The organism is Thauera sp. (genome assembly GCF_035444905.1).
GTDB lineage: Bacteria > Pseudomonadota > Gammaproteobacteria > Burkholderiales > Rhodocyclaceae > Thauera.
The window spans coordinates 19,608-35,447 of record NZ_DAOMPS010000022.1; the positions used below are offsets into that span (position 1 = coordinate 19,608).

General features: G+C 67.1%; 14 protein-coding genes and 1 tRNA gene. 6 read left to right on the forward strand and 9 right to left on the reverse strand.

Features of this window, described 5'->3' with window-relative positions:
• The first annotated feature begins 36 nt into the window (after positions 1-36).
• The 4 genes from PLC66_RS11410 to PLC66_RS11425 are packed head-to-tail and all read left to right on the forward strand — an operon-like array spanning position 37 to position 3,067.
• Positions 37-744, forward strand: a complete 708-nt coding sequence (locus PLC66_RS11410; protein ID WP_324540451.1) for a hypothetical protein — start codon at positions 37-39, stop codon at positions 742-744.
• Positions 745-759: 15 nt separating this feature from the next.
• Entirely contained in the window at positions 760-1,083 is a 324-nt protein-coding gene (locus PLC66_RS11415; protein ID WP_324540453.1) for a hypothetical protein, read from the forward strand.
• 2 nt (positions 1,084-1,085) lie between these two features.
• Positions 1,086-1,955 carry an HprK-related kinase A gene (locus PLC66_RS11420; RefSeq protein WP_324540455.1) on the forward strand — a complete coding sequence of 290 codons (870 nt, stop codon included), beginning with the start codon at positions 1,086-1,088 and terminating at the stop codon, positions 1,953-1,955.
• Positions 1,952-3,067: a nucleotidyltransferase domain-containing protein gene (locus PLC66_RS11425; RefSeq protein WP_324540457.1), complete on the forward strand. Its 1,116-nt coding sequence runs from the start codon at positions 1,952-1,954 to the stop codon at positions 3,065-3,067. Before PLC66_RS11420 ends, PLC66_RS11425 begins: the two co-directional genes overlap by 4 nt.
• A gap of 11 nt (positions 3,068-3,078) precedes the next feature.
• On the opposite strand, the gene grxD is transcribed toward PLC66_RS11425, so the two are convergent.
• The 9 genes from grxD to groES form a co-directional block, all read right to left on the reverse strand.
• A complete protein-coding gene (grxD, locus tag PLC66_RS11430) occupies positions 3,079-3,402 on the reverse strand; it encodes a Grx4 family monothiol glutaredoxin (protein WP_324540459.1) in 324 nt (107 codons plus the stop codon).
• Positions 3,403-3,490: 88 nt separating this feature from the next.
• Positions 3,491-4,363, reverse strand: a complete 873-nt coding sequence (gene prmC / locus PLC66_RS11435) for a peptide chain release factor N(5)-glutamine methyltransferase (protein ID WP_324540461.1) — start codon at positions 4,361-4,363, stop codon at positions 3,491-3,493.
• Positions 4,363-5,442 (reverse strand): peptide chain release factor 1, encoded by a 1,080-nt coding sequence (gene prfA / locus PLC66_RS11440; protein ID WP_324540528.1) that lies wholly within the window; start codon positions 5,440-5,442, stop codon positions 4,363-4,365. Before prfA ends, prmC begins: the two co-directional genes overlap by 1 nt.
• 58 nt (positions 5,443-5,500) lie before the next feature.
• Positions 5,501-6,757, reverse strand: a complete 1,257-nt coding sequence (gene hemA, locus PLC66_RS11445; protein ID WP_324540463.1) for a glutamyl-tRNA reductase — start codon at positions 6,755-6,757, stop codon at positions 5,501-5,503.
• A gap of 144 nt (positions 6,758-6,901) precedes the next feature.
• Positions 6,902-6,977: transfer RNA gene (locus PLC66_RS11450), tRNA-Phe, on the reverse strand.
• A 108-nt stretch (positions 6,978-7,085) separates the two neighbouring features.
• Positions 7,086-8,582 carry a sensor histidine kinase N-terminal domain-containing protein gene (locus PLC66_RS11455; RefSeq protein ID WP_324540465.1) on the reverse strand — a complete coding sequence of 499 codons (1,497 nt, stop codon included), beginning with the start codon at positions 8,580-8,582 and terminating at the stop codon, positions 7,086-7,088.
• Positions 8,557-9,243: a response regulator transcription factor gene (locus tag PLC66_RS11460; RefSeq protein WP_324540467.1), complete on the reverse strand. Its 687-nt coding sequence runs from the start codon at positions 9,241-9,243 to the stop codon at positions 8,557-8,559. Before PLC66_RS11460 ends, PLC66_RS11455 begins: the two co-directional genes overlap by 26 nt.
• A 312-nt stretch (positions 9,244-9,555) precedes the next feature.
• Positions 9,556-11,205, reverse strand: coding sequence for a chaperonin GroEL (groL, locus tag PLC66_RS11465; RefSeq protein ID WP_324540469.1), 1,650 nt, complete (start codon positions 11,203-11,205; stop codon positions 9,556-9,558).
• 53 nt (positions 11,206-11,258) lie between these two features.
• Positions 11,259-11,549, reverse strand: coding sequence for a co-chaperone GroES (gene groES / locus PLC66_RS11470; protein ID WP_002926786.1), 291 nt, complete (start codon positions 11,547-11,549; stop codon positions 11,259-11,261).
• A gap of 251 nt (positions 11,550-11,800) precedes the next feature.
• On the opposite strand from groES, the gene PLC66_RS11475 reads away from it, so the two are divergent.
• Both PLC66_RS11475 and PLC66_RS11480 read left to right on the forward strand, forming a co-directional pair.
• Positions 11,801-12,973, forward strand: a complete 1,173-nt coding sequence (locus PLC66_RS11475; protein WP_324540530.1) for a glycoside hydrolase family 2 TIM barrel-domain containing protein — start codon at positions 11,801-11,803, stop codon at positions 12,971-12,973.
• Between the two features lie 327 nt (positions 12,974-13,300).
• Positions 13,301-15,733, forward strand: coding sequence for a Lon protease family protein (locus PLC66_RS11480; protein WP_324540473.1), 2,433 nt, complete (start codon positions 13,301-13,303; stop codon positions 15,731-15,733).
• Positions 15,734-15,840 lie beyond the last annotated feature (107 nt).

A 15,840-nucleotide genomic window follows, 5' to 3' on the forward strand; every position in this document is an offset into this window, starting at 1 on the left:
GGCTAGTTTAAACTCGAGCCATCATTGAGAATCGACATGAAAAGTTCCGATCAAGAACGCGGGGCCGCTTCACTGGAGCACAGCGAAACGACCCCGGCCAGCTCCTCCAGCAACACCCGACGTCGCCTCATCACCGCGGCGAGCGGCGGGGTGCTGCTCACCGTCACATCGCGGACCGCCCTCGGCGCCACGCATTGCCAAAGCCCTTCGGCGATGATGAGCGGCAACGCGAGCCCGCGGCCCAACGACGGCAACTGCACAGGGGGGCTCTCCCCCGGTTTCTGGGCGCAGCCGCAGAAGTTCCCCCACTGGCGCCAAGCGGGTGAGATGCCGCCGGAGTTCAATGGATTGGTCGTCGATTGCACGAGCGGCAAGGGCAAGCTGAAGCTCGAGGACATCACCAACCCCGGAACGCTCATCAACAACGTGTTCCCTAACGCCGTGACGGTCGATTACGGCCTGTGGGCCGTCATCGCCTTCCCGAACGAGCCGCTGTTTGGGGACAAGCAGCAGCTTCTGAGACACCTCTCGGCAGCCTGGCTCAACGCCGGATATTTCGAGTACTACCCCCTCAGCCGGACCCAGATCCTGGCCATGTGGAACGACCTGAGATTCACCGGACGGTACTGCCCGACGCAGAACTGCGGTTCGGACGGCTGGACCGAACAGCAAGTCATCGCATACATCGAAGGCATGTACGACTACAACGCCGAGGTCCCCAACCTCTGCAAAGTCAAAGACTGACCGCCGATTCGTAGCGTGGACCCGTTGCCCCCACAGGGTGAATGCGCCCTCAAACTGCTTGACGGTCGTTCGCTCTGCTTCTCACCTGCCTGGGACGACGGGCATGGTTCCGTTGTGTTCGATCGCAACTCAGGGGATTTCTGGATTGTGACGAAGCAGGCTCGTGCGCTCCTGCAGGCCGTCGCGGACAACCCGAACGGCGTGCCGATGCGGGCGGCCGAGTCCGATGACGATGATTCAAGCGCCCTGATCCGAAGCCTCGAGCAAGCAGGGCTGCTGGAGGGCCGAGGCGACGCCGAGGCAACGCCGACCCGCCTCACAACCACCCAAGCCGACTGACTGTGCTCGACGTCGTTCTGCGCATTGCCCCGTTCAACATCAGACTGCGTTCCCCTTATGCCGGCGTCCGGGAGCACGTCGAACGCTTCTACGCCGGCAACCTGGGCGGCAATGCGGACAACATGTTCGTGGATTTCGATATCCAGGTCCTGCCCGGCGAAGGCTCCCGCCGGTGGCTGCGTCCGCAGGCAAGGTTCCTGCTGGACGGCGTCGAACCCTTTTTGCCCTTGCCTGCGAATCAGGCTGCGCCCTTGTTCGAGTGGGGTCTCAACTGGAGCATCGCAAGCCGTTCGCTCGGTTACCTCGTCTTGCACGCAGCAGTATTGGCCAAGGACGACCAGGCCATCGTGTTGCCGGGCTTTCCTGGCGCAGGGAAAAGCACACTTTGCGCCTCGCTGATGTTGCTGGACGACTGGCGATTGCTCTCGGACGAGCTCGCGATCCTGCAGCCCGAAAGCGCCAGACTGCTTCCAAACCCACGGCCCATCAGCCTGAAGAACGCCTCGATCGACGTGGTGGGGCAGTTCGCAGGCGCACGCCTGGGGCCGAGCTACCGGGACACACGAAAGGGCACGATCTCACACGCGGAAGTGACGCCCAGGTCCCGCCTCGCCGCCGAAGAGACGGCACGCTGCCGCTGGATCGTCTTTCCTCGATTCGAGGCCGGCGCGCTGCCACGCCGCGAGGCCATCAGCCGTGCCGAGGCCTTCATGCTCATCTCCGAGCAGTCCTTCAACAAGGAACGCATGGGCGAGGCTGGATTTCACGGCCTTTGTCGAATGCTCGATGGCGCCACCTGCCACGAAATCGACTTCGGAACCACGAATGACGGAGTCGAGTTGATCCGGGCAATCTGCGGAGACCCGTCGTGAGCGCCGCGCAGGCGCGTCTGATCCTTGCGCTGAGGGAACCAAGCATCACCCTCAGATGCTCAGCAGCCGAATGGTCGGCGCTCATCAGGACAGCCCGATCCGCAAATCTACTGGGCGCACTTGCAGAAAGGCTAGACCACGCCGGCACCGCCTGCCCCAACCCGGAAGCAGCGCGACACCTGCTTGGCGCCCGCCAGCTTAGCCAACGGCAGAGACAATCAGTGCGGTGGGAGGCACACGAACTCAGGCGCGCGCTGGCACCACTCGGTGTCGCCGTGACCTTGCTCAAGGGCGCTGCCTATGCCCTGGCGGACCTGCCGATCAGCCACGGGCGCCTGTTTGGGGACATCGATATCCTGGTGCCGCGTGAAGAACTTGGTCGCATCGAGATGCAACTGATGCTCAAGGGTTGGATCTCGGCCAAGACGGACCCTTACGACCAGGAGTACTACCGGAAATGGATGCACGAGCTACCGCCCATGACGCATGTCCGCCGCGGAACGGTGCTGGACATTCACCATAGCATCCTTCCCCTTACTGCCCTGCGGCGCCCCGACCCGACCGCCATCCTCGAACGGGCCGGCGTTCTGGAAGGGTTCGCGCCATTTCGCATTCCCTCACCGGAAGACCTTGCGATTCACTGCATCACCCATTTCATGCATGAAGGTGAAATGGACAACGGCTTGCGCGACCTGCACGACATCGACGGGCTGTTGCGGCACTTCGGCGTCCGCGCCGGGTTCTGGGAGAGGCTGGTCAAGTATGCGATCGGCCATGACCTCGCCGTTCCCGTCGCGCAAGGGCTTGCACTGAGCTCATCGGTGTTTTCGACCCCCGTGCCGGCGGCTGTCGTCGCCTCACTCCAGCACCACGACAGCAAGGCTGCCCTCTCGCCCGTCCTGAATTGGGCTTATGCGAACGCACTTACCCCCGAGCAGCCCACAGCCTTCGGCCAGAGCTGGCTTGCTCGCCAGCTTCTATATGTGCGCGCTCATGCGCTTCGCATGCCTGTTGGGCAGCTCATCAGGCACCTCAGCCGCAAGATGTTGATGCGCAGGCAGGCCAGGATCTCGCAAAGCCCGCCCGATCCTGCCGACGATCGAGTGGCCTGAGGCGCTGCAGCTTACTCGACCAGCCCCGCATCCTTCAGCATCTGCAGCAGCTCGCCGCTCTCGTACATCTCGCGCATGATGTCGCTGCCGCCGACGAACTCGCCCTTGATGTAGAGCTGCGGGATGGTGGGCCAGCTCGAGAAGTCCTTGATGCCCTGGCGGATTTCGGCGTCCGCGAGCACGTTGACCGCCAGCACCTCACGTACGCCACAGGCCTTGAGGATCTGCACCGCAGTCGAGGAAAAGCCGCACTGCGGGAACTGCGGCGAGCCCTTCATGTAGAGCACCACGTCGTTGGTGCTGACCTGTTCGCGGATGACGTCCTGGATGTCCATAGTGAAGCCCGATAAAAGTTGAGTAAAACAGTCGGAGAATTCTAGGGATGCCCACGAACAGCGTCAAGCACCGCCTTCAAGTGTCCGTTCAGGCGCCCCGACCGGGGCCCCGCCCGAGCCAGCGCCCGCCCGATACGCGCTCGATGCCGGCAAGGTCCTTCCACGACGCGATCTGCGCAAATCCGGCGTCGGCGAGCAGGCCGCGCGCAGCCGAGGCCTGGTCGTAGCCATGCTCGAGAAAGAGCCAGCCGCCCGACTCCAGGCGGGTCGGCGCGCCGGTGATGATCTCGGCCAGATCGTCCAGCCCCTGGGGGCCGGAGGCCAGCGCGGCGCGCGGTTCGAAGCGCACGTCGCCCTGCTCCAGGTGCGGATCGGCCGCGGCGATATAGGGCGGATTGGCGACGATGAGCTGGAAGCGCTCGTCGCCCAGCGTGTCAAACCAGTCACTCTGCACGAAAGAAACGCTCGCGCCCAGGCGCGCGGCATTGGCCATCGCCACCCACAGGGCCTCGCGCGAACGGTCGAGCGCCACCACGTCGGCCGCCTCCAGCTCGAGCGCGAGGGTCACGGCAAGGGCGCCGCTGCCCGTGCCCATGTCGAGCACGCGCACGGCGCGCTGGCCGGCGAAGTGCGCCAGCGCCAGCTCGACCAGCAGCTCGGTGTCGGGCCGCGGGATCAGCACCGCGGGCGTGACCATGAACTCGCGACCGAAGAACTCGCGGCTGCCGGTGAGGTAGGCGACCGGCTCGCCGGCGACGCGGCGCTCGACGAGGGCGCGATAGCTGGCCCAGTCCGCGCCATCGAGGCGCTGCTCGGGCCAGGCCACCAGGCGCGCCGCCGGGCATTGCAGCACATGACGCAGCAGCACGCGCGCGTCCATCTGGTCGATGCGCGCACGCGCCCAGGCGAGCGCACCGGCGATGTCGACCTCGCCCGCGGGCGGTTGCGCGTGCGGCTTCATCAGTCGTCGGCCAGGGCGGCGAGCAGGCTGGCCTGGTGCTCGAGCGTCAGCGCCGCGACCAGCTCGTCGAGCTCGCCCTGCATCACCGCATCGAGCTTGTACAGCGTGAGGTTGATGCGATGGTCGGTGATGCGACCCTGCGGGAAGTTGTAGGTGCGGATGCGTTCCGAGCGGTCGCCGCTGCCGACCAGGCTCTTGCGCTGCGCGGCCTCGGCGCTCTGCTGCGCGCGCACCTTGGCGTCGTACAGGCGCGCGGCGAGCACCGCCATCGCCTGCGCCTTGTTGCGGTGCTGCGAGCGGTCGTCCTGGCATTCGACGACGATGCCGGTGGGGATGTGTGTGATGCGCACCGCGGAGTCGGTCTTGTTGATGTGCTGGCCGCCGGCGCCCGAGGCGCGGTAGGTGTCGATGCGCAGATCGGCGGGGTTGATGTCCACCGCCTCGACCTCGTCGGCCTCCGGCAGCACGGCCACCGTACAGGCCGAGGTGTGGATGCGGCCCTGGGTCTCGGTGACCGGGATGCGCTGCACGCGGTGGCCGCCGGACTCGAACTTGAGCTTCGAATAGGCGCCATTGCCGACCACGCGGGCGATGACTTCCTTGTAGCCGCCGAGGTCGGACTCGCTCGCCGACACGATCTCCACCTTCCAGCGCTGGCGCTCGGCGTAGCGGGTATACATGCGCAGCAGGTCGCCGGCGAACAGCGCCGCCTCGTCGCCGCCGGTGCCGGCGCGGATCTCGAGGAAGAGGTTGCGCTCGTCCTTGGGGTCGCGCGGCAGCAGGGCGTGCTGCAGCTCGGCGTCGAGTTCGCCGATGCGCGCCTCGCCCGCCGCGAGCTCCATCTCGCCCAGTTCGCGCATCTCCGGCTCGGCGATCAGCTCGCGCGCGGTCGCGCAGTCGGCCTCGGCCTGGCGGAAGTCGCGATACAGGCCTACCACCGGCTCGATCTCGGCACGCTCGCGCGACAGCTCGCGAAAGGCATTCATGTCGCGCGCCGCGTCCTCGGCCGCGAGCGCGCGATCGAGCTCTTCGAGCCGGTTGGCGAGGTGTTCGAGTTTGTCGCGGATGCTCTGCTTCATCGTCATGGGCGGATGCGCACGCGCCGCCCGCGCGGGCGGCCGGACGCACGCCAGGGGCCTAGTGGTGGTCGCGGGACAGGTTGAAGAGCTCGCGCACCACCCGGCCGGCTTCGGCCTTGTGCTCGCCTTCAGCCTGGTTGAGGAAGCGGGTGGGGCCGTGCATCAGCTTGTTGGTGAGGCCGTGCGACAAGGCATCGAGCACGCGCTGCGGGTCCTCGCCCTTGGCGAGCAGGCGCACCGCGCGTTCGAGCTCGGCCTGGCGCAGCGCTTCGGCATGCTCGCGCAGGGCGCGGATCGCCGGCACCGCCTCGCGCGCCGACATCCAGTGCAGGAAGCCGTCGACCCGCGTGTCGATGATCTGCTCGGCCTCGACCACGGCCTGCTGGCGCGACTCCATGCCGGCCTCGACGACCTGGGCGAGATCGTCGACGGTGTACAGGAAGATGTCGTCGAGCTCGGAAATCTCGGGTTCGATGTCGCGCGGCACGGCGAGATCGACCATCACCATCGGGCGGTGGCGGCGGGCCTTGACCGCGCGTTCGACCATGCCCAGGCCCACGATCGGCAGCGGCGCGGCGGTACAGGACACGACCACGTCGAAGCGCGGCAGCGCCTCGCCGATCTGGTCGATGCGCATGGTGCTCGCGCCGAAGCGGTTGGCGAGCGCCCGGGCGCGCTCCTCGGTCCGGTTGGCCACGGTCATCGACTTTGGTTTGGCGCCACCGAAGTGCGCGGCACAGAGCTCGATCATCTCGCCGGCACCTATGAACAGCACATGCTGGTCGGACACGCGCTCGAAGATGCGCGCCGTCAGATGCACCGCCGCTGCGGCCATCGACACCGTGTTGGCGCCGATGGCGGTGGTCGAGCGCACTTCCTTGGCCACCGCGAAGGTGTTCTGGAACAGCTTGTGCAGCAGCACACCCATCGTGCCCGCCTCTTCGGCGTGGCGCACCGCATCCTTGACCTGGCCGAGGATCTGCGGCTCGCCGATGACCATCGAGTCGAGCCCGCTGGCGACGCGGAAGACATGGCGGATGGCGTCGCGCTGCGGGTAGGAATACAGGTAGGGCGACACCTCGGTCAGCGGCAGGCGGTGGAAGCGCGCCAGCCAGTCGGCCGCATGCTGCGGCTGCTCGGCCGCGAAGTAGAGCTCGGTGCGGTTACAGGTGGACAGGATCGCCGCTTCGCGCACCGAATCGGCATGCGCCAGGTCGTGCAGGGCCTGATCCAGCCGCTCGGGCTGGAACGCCACACGCTCGCGGATCGCGAGCGGCGCGGTGTGGTGGTTCAGGCCAAGGGCGAAGAGTTGCATGCGGAAGACGGGTCCTTCTGGGCGTGGCGCATTATAGCATCGCGAAACAGCGTCAAAACTTGAGCAGAATCAGCCACTTCTGACCAGAACCGAGGCCCCGAAAGCAAACGGGCCGACACAAGGTCGGCCCGTCTGGGTGTGCTTTGGTGGCCAGTCGCGGAATCGAACCACGGACACGCGGATTTTCAATCCGCTGCTCTACCAACTGAGCTAACTGGCCAACGAGGTCGCCATTATAGTGAAAACCTCGAGCGTGTCAAAAGAAATTCAAGGCACTGGCATTCAGACCTCTTCGCCGCCCGCCCCGCAGCGATCATCCGCGCCCGCTTCAGCCCAGCGGGTAATGATCGCCCTGCACGATGGGCGGCGGCTGCAGATTGCTGCGCGGAAAGACCACGCGCGCAAGCGTGCCCTGGCCGGCCGGGTTGGCGTCGAGGGTGACCGTGGCGCGATGCAGCTCGGCAATCTCGCGCACGATCGGCAGGCCGAGGCCGGAGCCGTCGACACCGCTGCCCAGTACGCGGTAGAAGCGCTCGAACACGCGCTCGCGGTCTGCATCGGGGATGCCGGGGCCGGTGTCCTCCACCTCCAGGATGGGCGAGCCGGCAAAGCGCGTGCGGGCGGTCACGCTGCCGCCGCGCGGGGTGTACTTCACCGCGTTGTCGACCAGGTTCTTGATCATCTCGCGCAGCAGCACTGGATTGCCTTCGATCATCAGCTCGGTCTCGCCGGCCTCGACACCGAGGTCGATCTGCTTGGCCTGGGCGCGCGGATAAAGTTCGAGCGCCACCTCGCGCACTACCGCGTCGAGGCTGATCGGCTCGACGGTGTACAGCTTCTCGAAGCTCGCCTCGGCGCGCGCCAGCGACAGCAGCTGGTTGATCAGGTGCGCGGCGCGGTCGGTGCTCTCGGCGATGCGCGCCAGCGATTCGCGCAACTGCTCGGGATCCGTCTCGTGCATCGCCAGGTCGGTCTGCATCTTCAGGCCGGTGAGCGGGGTGCGCATCTGATGGGCGGCGTCGGCAATGAAGCGCTGCTGCGCCTGCAGGTTCTCTTCCAGGCGCACCATCATGTCGTTGAAGGCGACGATCAGCGGCCGCACCTCCTCGGGCACGCTCGCCGGGGCGACCGGCGACAGGTCGGTGGGGCGGCGGCGGCGGATCAGGCTCTGCAGCCGGTTGAGCGGCGCAATGCCGCGGCTCAACCCCACCCATACCAGAATGACCGCCAGCGGAATGATGGCGAACTGCGGCAGCAGCACGCCGGTGACGACGCGCGAGGCCAGATCGGTGCGCTTGTTGCGCGTCTCCGCCACCTGCACCTGCACCAGCAGGTCGGGCATCGACGGCTCGGGGCGCAGGAAGCGGTAGGCCACCCGCACATCCTCGCCATGGATCAGCTCGTCGCGGAACAGGACCTCCTCGCCCAGCAGGGACGCCGGCATCGGCGCGGGCAGGATCTCGGCGTCGCCGGTGACGATGACGCCCTTGGCGTCGGCGACCTGGAAGTACACCGCATCGTCCTGGTCGGCGCGGAACAGGGCCCGCGGCGGCGCCGGAAAGTGCACCACCACCTCGCCCTCCTGCACCGATACCAGGCGCGCCAGCGCACGCACGCTGTCTGCCAGCGCCAGGTCATAGGGCTGGTTGGCGATGTTGTCGGCAACGTTGTGGGTGACGATGATCGAGATCGGCCACAGGAACAGCAGGGGCGCGAGCATCCAGTCGAGGATCTCGCCGAACAGCGAATTTGGCGGCCCGGACTTGCGCGACGAAGCCTTGCGCGGCGAACTCGCCTTCTCAGACTTTCGCCGCAGGGGCAGCATCTGGGTTTTCCAGGCAGTACCCCAGGCCGCGCACGGTCACGATGCGCACGCCGCTGTCCTCGAGCTTCTTGCGCAGGCGGTGCACGTACACCTCGATCGCATTGCTCGACACCTCCTCGCCCCAGCCGCACAGGTGATCCACCAGCTGGTCCTTGCTCACCAGTCGCCCGACCCGCAGCAGGAAGACCTCGAGCAGGCCGATCTCGCGCGCCGACAGATCGACCAGCTGGCCACCGATCTTGACCACGCGGTCGGCCTGATCGTAGCTGAGCTGGCCGATCTCGATGCAGCGCGGCTGGCCGGTGCCGCGGCGGGTGAGCGCACGCACGCGAGCCTCGAGCTCGGGCAACGCGAAGGGCTTGGTCAGGTAGTCGTCGGCACCGGCATCGAGGCCGCGCACGCGGTCGTCCACGCCGTCCTGCGCGGTCAGGATCAGCACCGGCTGCACCGACTTGCGCGCGCGCAGGCGCTTGAGCACGTCGATGCCGTTCATGCGCGGCAGGCCCAGATCGAGGATGAGCAGGTCGTAGGACTGGGTCGCCAGCGCGGCATCGGCCTCTGCGCCGTCGGCCACGTGATCCACCGCATAGCCGCCACGTCTCAGGGCCCGGCAGATGCCGTCGGCAATCACCGGATCGTCTTCCGCCAACAGAATACGCATAGGGTCGAGGATGTAAGTGAAATGTAAGCGAGCCTGCCTAGAGTGGAGCCGCTGTTCTCCTTTTGCTCGGCCCCGGGGAATGCTGCCGCTCGCGCGGCACCGTTCCGGGGAGGCTGTGACCAACGCGCGCACGCTCCCCGCCGACTTTTCTTCCCCACGAACCGACTGGATTATCCCACGCTTCGCCACGCTTCGCGCAGGGCGATGCACACGCACGCGCCAACGCCGTGAACGCAATCGGCCCCGCCGAAGCGGGGCCGATTGACGATGCAGCAGCCGTGATCCGGCGCCGCCGGATCACGGGCGGGCGAATTACATGCCCATGCCCATGCCGCCCATGCCACCCATGCCGCCCATGTCGGGCATACCACCGGCCGGCTTGTCTTCGGCCAGCTCGCCGACCATGCAGTCGGTGGTCAGCATCAGGCCGGCGACGGACGCGGCGTTCTGCAGCGCGGTGCGGGTGACCTTGGTCGGATCCAGCACGCCCATCTCGACCATGTCACCGTACTCGCCGGTGGCGGCGTTGAAGCCGTAGTTGCCGGAACCCTCGACAACCTTGTTCACCACCACGCTCGGCTCGTCACCGGCGTTGGCGACGATCTCGCGCAGCGGCTGCTCCATCGCGCGCAGCACGATCTTGATGCCGGCGTCCTGGTCGTGGTTGTCGCCCTTCAGCTCGCCCAGTGCAGCACGGGCGCGCAGCAGCGCAACACCGCCGCCGGGGACGATGCCCTCTTCCACTGCAGCGCGGGTGGCGTGCAGGGCGTCTTCGACACGGGCCTTCTTCTCCTTCATCTCGACTTCGGTGGCGGCGCCGACCTTGATCACCGCAACACCGCCAGCCAGCTTGGCCACGCGCTCCTGCAGCTTCTCGCGGTCGTAGTCGGAGGTGGCTTCCTCGATCTGCACGCGGATCTGCTTGACGCGGGCTTCGATGCGATCGCCCTGGCCAGCACCGTCGATGATGATGGTGTTTTCCTTGCCGATCTCGATGCGGGCAGCCTGGCCGAGGTCGTCCAGGGTAGCCTTCTCGAGGGTCAGGCCGACTTCTTCGGCGATGACCTGGCCACCGGTCAGGATGGCGATGTCTTCCAGCATGGCCTTGCGACGGTCGCCGAAGCCCGGGGCCTTGACGGCGCAGGTCTTGAGGATGCCGCGGATGTTGTTCACCACCAGGGTGGCCAGGGCCTCGCCTTCGACGTCCTCGGCGATGATCAGCAGCGGACGGCCGGCCTTGGCGACCTGCTCGAGCACCGGCAGCAGGTCACGGATGTTCGAGATCTTCTTGTCGAACAGCAGGACGAAGGGCTGCTCGAGGATGGCGACCTGCTTGTCCGGGTTGTTGATGAAGTAGGGCGACAGGTAGCCGCGGTCGAACTGCATGCCCTCGACGACGTCGAGCTCGTTCTGCAGCGACTTGCCGTCTTCGACGGTGATCACGCCTTCCTTGCCGACCTTGTCCATGGCACGGGCGATGATGTCGCCGATGTCGCTGTCGGAGTTGGCCGAGATCGAGCCGACCTGGGCGATTTCCTTGTTGGTCGAGCAGGGCTTGGACAGCTTCTTCAGCTCTTCGATGGTGGCGATGACGGCCTTGTCGATGCCGCGCTTGAGGTCCATCGGGTTCATGCCGGCGGCGACGTACTTCATGCCTTCACGCACGATCGACTGCGCCAGCACGGTGGCGGTGGTGGTACCGTCACCGGCGATGTCCGAGGTCTTGGAAGCGACTTCCTTGACCATCTGCGCGCCCATGTTCTCGAACTTGTCCTTCAGCTCGATTTCCTTGGCGACCGAGACCCCGTCCTTGGTCACGGTGGGGGCGCCGAAGGAGCGCTCGAGCACCACGTTGCGGCCCTTCGGGCCCAGGGTCACCTTGACCGCGTTGGCGAGGATGTTGATGCCGGCGACCATGCGCTCGCGGGCGGAATCACCAAACTTGACTTCTTTAGCTGCCATTCTTCAGAACTCCTGAATTGTTTCGATTAGCGTTGCAGGGGCTTGCAGGAGGCTCAGGCCTCGACCACGCCCATGATGTCTTCCTCGCGCATCACGAGGAGCTCTTCGCCTTCGACCTTCACGGTCTGGCCGGCATACTTGCCGAACAGCACCTTGTCGCCCACCTTGACGGCCATCGGACGGACCTTGCCGTCGTCCAGGATCTTGCCGTTACCGACAGCCAGGACCTCGCCCTGATCGGGCTTCTCGCCGGCGCTGTCCGGGATCACGATGCCGCTGGCGGTCTTGCGCTCGGCTTCCAGACGCTTGACGATCACGCGATCGTGCAGGGGACGAATCTTCATTGAGTTCTCTCCTATCCAGGATTCAACTGCTTGGGTTGATTGACTTGCGGGCACGGCCCGCGGGACAAATTCGCAGTGCGCTTCCGCGACCCGATCGAAGGCGGTCTGGAAGCTTGTTAGCACTCACTGCCAACGAGTGCTAATAATAGGGACGCCCCTCGGGGATTTCAAGGGGCGATTTTTTCGTCGACTGCATTTGGTGCCTCGTGCCGTTCTCCCCTCTCTTGCGCCGCGCCATCCCCAGGTTGCTCATCTCCGCGCTCATCCTCCTGGGCCACGCTGCTGCCACGGCAAGCGAAACCTGGCGGGGCGCAGCTTTCGAGGGCGACCGCGCGAGCCTCGCTCGCCTGGCCGAAGCCGGGGCTAAGGTCGTCCGCACCTATCGCGCGAGCGACGCCTGGGTGCTCGATGAAGCGCAGCAGCTAGGCATGAAGGTGGTAATGGGCCTGTGGCTGGAGCATCCGCGCCACGGCTTCGATTACGCGGACGCCGCGGCGCTGCGCGCTCAGGAGGAGGCAGTGCTGGAAACCGTCGTGCGCTACCGCGACCACCCCGCACTGCTCGCCTGGGGCGTCGGCAACGAGATCGAAACCGGTGTCGCCGACCCGCTGCCGCTGTGGCGCGAGGTCGATCGCCTCGCCGGCCTCATCGAGCAACTCGACCCCAACCATCCGACCCTGATGGTGGTGGCCGACACCGGCATGGACGCTTTCCGCACGCTGGCCGGGTGCTGCCCGAACGTGGACCTGCTCGGCATCAACGTCTACGCCGGCGCAATCTTCGACCTGCCGCAGCGGCTGCGCGAAGCCGGCATCACCAAGCCGGTGGTGGTCGCCGAGCTCGGCCCGCTAGGCCAGTGGCAAGCCGGCCGCAAGCCCTGGGGCGCACCGGTGGAACTCACCAGTACCGAGAAAGCACGCTTCTTCACCGAGGCGCTGGCCTTCCTGAAGGACCAGCCACAGATCCGCGGCGCCTTCCCCTTCTTGTGGGGCGCCAAGCAGGAGCAGACCGCGACCTGGCACGGCCTGCTCCTCGCCGACCGCAGTCAGACCGCGATGACCGACGCCCTCGCCGCGGCCTGGGGGCGTCCGGTGGCCAAGCCAGCGCCAGTCATCCGCGGCATCGGCATCGGCGCGGACGAATTCGCGCCCGGCGCGGAGATCTCCGCCGGCATCGACGCCGTCGCCCATGACGGCTCTGAGCTGACGACCGAATGGACGGTCCGCGCCGAGGCAACCGACCTGCGCAAGGGCGGCGACGCCGAGACGCCGCCGCCGCGTGTCGACGTGCGCGTGCTGCATGCGGACGCGGCCACGGTGCGCTTCGTGGCGCCGACCGTGCCCGGTGCCTACCGCCTGTTCATCACGACACGCGACCAAGACGGCAAGGCGGCGACTGCCAATCTGCCCTTCAAGGTCCGCTAGCCGCAACCGTGGCTTGCACGGCGCGCCTCGCTATCGGGCACGTCCTCGGTCGGCGCTGCAAGATGCCTCCGCATGCCGCGAATTGCAGCCGACCCGAGGGCGGTCCTGGCCGCGCGCTTCGCCAGGCCCGACGCCAAGGATGATGACCGCCGGAAAACTCTGAACTGAGTGCGTCAAAGTACCGATAATTCAGAAGTGAACGATTCAGCGGGTCAGAACACCTTGACCCAGTCGTTTGTCAAGGCTTGATTTGCTGGGCTGGGCTCATCAGAACTCAGTGCGGCTCGACATTCATCCTCTGCCTACAAGACCGAAGAGGCCACGCCGATGTGCCCCGTCCCCGCATTGCCGCCCGAGCGGCTCCACAGCCCCTGCGACCCGGCCGAACTGGGCTTCGCGACCACCGCCGAGCTTGCCGACGCCGACACCGAGCTGCTGCATCCGCGCGCGGTAGAAGCGATCCGCCTGGCGCTCGACATCCCGCACGAGGGCTACAACCTGTTCGTGCTCGGCGACACGGGCAGCGGACGCCACGCCATCGTCAGCCACCTGCTCGAGGCCGAGCGCGGCCAGGGCGGCGCGGCGTCCGACTGGTGCTATGTGTGGAACTTCGGCCACCCTTCGCAGCCCCGCATCCTGCGCCTGCCCTGCGGCCGCGGGCCCGGTCTGCGCGACGACATGAACCGCTTCGTCGAGGAGCTGATCCCCGCCATCGGCGCGGTGTTCGAGAGCGACGACTACCGCGCCCGGCTCGAAGCGCTGCAGGACGAGGCCAAGCAGCGCGAGGAGCATGCGTTGCGCGAACTCGGCGACGAGGCCCGCGCGCGCGGCGTCGCCCTGTTGCGCACCCCGCATGGCTTCGCCTTCGTGCCGATGAAGGGCGAGGACGACACCCTCACCAAGGAGGAGTTCGACCAGCTCCCGGAGGCGCGCCAGAAGGAACTCGGCGAGCACATCCGAGCGCTGCACGATCGCATGCAGCACCTGATGGCGGAGTTTCCACGCTGGCGTCGCGAGCTGCAGAACCGCATCCGCGAAGCCGGCCAAGACGCGCTCGGCGCCACCGTCGCGCACATGATCGACGAGCTCAAGGCGCGCCATGCCGACCTGCCCGCCGTGCTCGATCACCTCGACGCGGTGCATCGCGACATCCTCGCCAGCGGCGAGTCGCTGCGTGCCGCGCCGCACGCCGACGAGGACAGCGAGGGCATCACCTTCTCCGGCACGCTCGCGGTGCAGCGCTACCAGATCAACCTGCTGGTGGAGAACCCCGCCGACGGCACGCGGCCGATGGTGTACGAGGACCACCCGACACTGCAGAACCTGGTCGGGCGCATCGACCACGTGGTGCACATGGGCACCCTGGTCAGCAATTTCACGCTGATTCGCGCGGGCGCCCTGCACCGCGCCAATGGCGGTTTCCTGGTGCTCGACGCGCTCAAGCTGCTCGCCCAGCCCTTCGCCTGGGAGGGCCTCAAGCGCGCGCTGATGGCGGGCAAGCTGCGCGTGGAGTCACTCGCCGAACTCATCGGCGTCACCGGCACGGTGCAGCTCGAACCCGAGCCGATGCCGCTCGAGCTCAAGGTGGTGCTGATCGGCGAGCGCCTGCTCTACTACCTGCTGTCGCGTCTCGACCCCGAGTTTGCGGCCCTGTTCAAGATCAACGCCGACATGGACAGCGAGATCGTGCGCACGCCCGACAGCACCGCACGCTACGCCCGCCTGTTCGCCACCCTTGCCCGCCGCGAGGGGCTGCGCCCCTTGTCAGCCGGCGCGGTGGCGCGCCTCATCGAGCACGCCGCGCGCCTGGCTGGGGATGCCGAGCGCCTCAGCACCCAGACCCAGCCGCTCGACGATCGCATGCACGAAGCCGAGCACTTCGCCGCCGCGGCCGGGTCGGCGCTGATCGAGCGCGAGCATGTCGAGGCTGCGCTCGCCGCCCATCGCCGCCGCCACGAGCGCCTGCGCCTTGCCCACCAGGACGCCATCCTGCGCGGCCAGTGGCTGGTCGACAGCAGCGGCAGCCACGTCGGCCAGGTCAATGGGCTTGCCGTGGTGCCGCTGGGCGACGGCAGCTTCGCCCATCCGGTGCGCATCACCGCCACGGTGCGCGTCGGCGAAGGCGAGATCATCGACATCGAGCGCGAGGTCAAACTGGCCGGGCCGATCCACTCCAAGGGCGTGCTGATCCTGTCGGCCTTCCTCGCCGCGCGCTTCGGCTGGCTGATGCCGCTGTCGCTGAAGGCGAGCCTGGTGTTCGAGCAGTCCTACGGCGGCGTCGAGGGCGACAGCGCCTCGCTCGCCGAACTGTGCGCCCTGCTGTCGGCGTTGGCGCGCGTACCGCTGTCACAGGCGCGCGCGGTGACGGGCTCGGTCAACCAGTTCGGCGTGGTGCAGCCGGTCGGCGGCATCAACGAGAAGATCGAGGGCTTCTTCGAGCTGTGCGAGGCACGCGGACTGGACGGCGAACAAGGCGTACTGATCCCGCAGGCCAACGTGTGCAACCTGATGCTGCGCCAGGAAGTGGCAGACGCCGTGCGGGCCGGCCGCTTCACCATCTGGGCAGTGGCCGATGTGGACGAAGCGCTCGAGCTGCTCACCGGCCTGCCCGCCGGCACGCCGGCCGCCGACGGGACGATGGCGGAGGACTCGGTCAACGGGCGGGCGATCGCCGGGCTGAAGAGGCTCGCACAGCTGCGCCGCGCCTTCGGCAGAGACCACAAAGACCGCAGCGAGGGCGCCGGCAGCGCAACGTCGTAATCAGGAGATGAATGATCGCGGAGGCCTTCGCTGGCCACGGCAATCGCTAGCGGCACCGAGCCATCGCCGGGGCGCGGGCGAGGCGGCGCATCGCGTCTGGCACAGGC